This is a genomic window from Polaromonas sp. P3_C2, assembly GCF_056402675.1.
The window spans coordinates 1-1,047 of the sequence record NZ_JBFUGX010001016.1; the positions used below are offsets into that span (position 1 = coordinate 1).

Genomic DNA, 1,047 nt, shown 5'->3' on the forward strand with positions numbered 1-1,047 from the left:
CAAGGCTGCAGCCGCCCATGACATGGGCGCTCACCACCCGCGTGAGCATCGGCTTCATGGGCAAGGCATTGACCGCATCACGCGCCTCGGCCCAAGAGGTATAGGGCCTGGCCATTTCGTGCAGCGGCAAAACCTGTTTGGCACCCGCTGCAAACTGGATTTCCATCATTGACAGCAGAGCCCTGCGCCCACCCTCCATGACGTAGTCCGTCAGCGGATAGTCCAGCACGGCGGAGTTGTCACTGCGCAGCTTCACCTGGCCGCCAGGCGACTCATCATGAAAACCATCGCGAAGCAAGGCCAGCAGCGTGTGGTTGTAGGGAAAAGACTTGAGCAGGTCGTGCTGACTCTGACCGAAGCCCGGGACTGTCGACGCAAAAATGATCGGGTGCAGAGGTGGGGCTTCCAGCTTGTAGCCAATCGGTCCGTCAATCGCCTGGGTTTCCAGGAAATGGTCAGAGTAGATAGTTTGCGGCGCACCGCTCCAGGCCTCCACCTTCTGGGCAAACACACTGGAGGACATCACGACCGGGTGCAGGAATGTCCGGGCGCCCAGCACGCCGTGCGGGTCGGGGGCCTGGGAGCGCAGCAGGACGGCCGGCGAGTTGATGGCACCACCGGCCAGCACATAGTGTTTTGCTCTTATTTTGATAGCTGGTTGCGCATGTCCTGATTGGGCCAGCGCCCCATTTGGCTCTACACCCCGGCATATCAGCGCGGTGACCCTGCCATTGGCCAGTTCAAGGCTTTCTGCGCGGGTTTCAGTGAGCAGTTGCGCCCCGCGGTCGAGCGCGGCGGGAATGGTGGTGACCAACATGGACTGCTTGGCATTGGTGGGGCAACCCAATCCGCACGAGCCCAGGTTCCAGCAACCCTTGACGTTGCGGGAGATCGCCGAAGCGGGAATGCCCAGTTTGGCGGCGCCTCTTCGCAACAGGTCGTTGTTCTCGTTCGGCGGCACCAGCCAGGGCGTGATGTTCAGCCGCTGCTCGGCCTGCGCGAAATACGGTGCAAGCGCTTCCACGGTGTAGCCCCCCAGCCCAAACC

General features: G+C 62.0%; 1 protein-coding gene. It reads right to left on the reverse strand.

The genetic code is table 11. From position 1 onward, the window contains the following. A partial coding sequence (locus AC1DWI_RS24255) for a GMC family oxidoreductase N-terminal domain-containing protein (RefSeq protein WP_477726055.1) occupies positions 1-1,047 on the reverse strand: 1,047 nt, incomplete at both ends.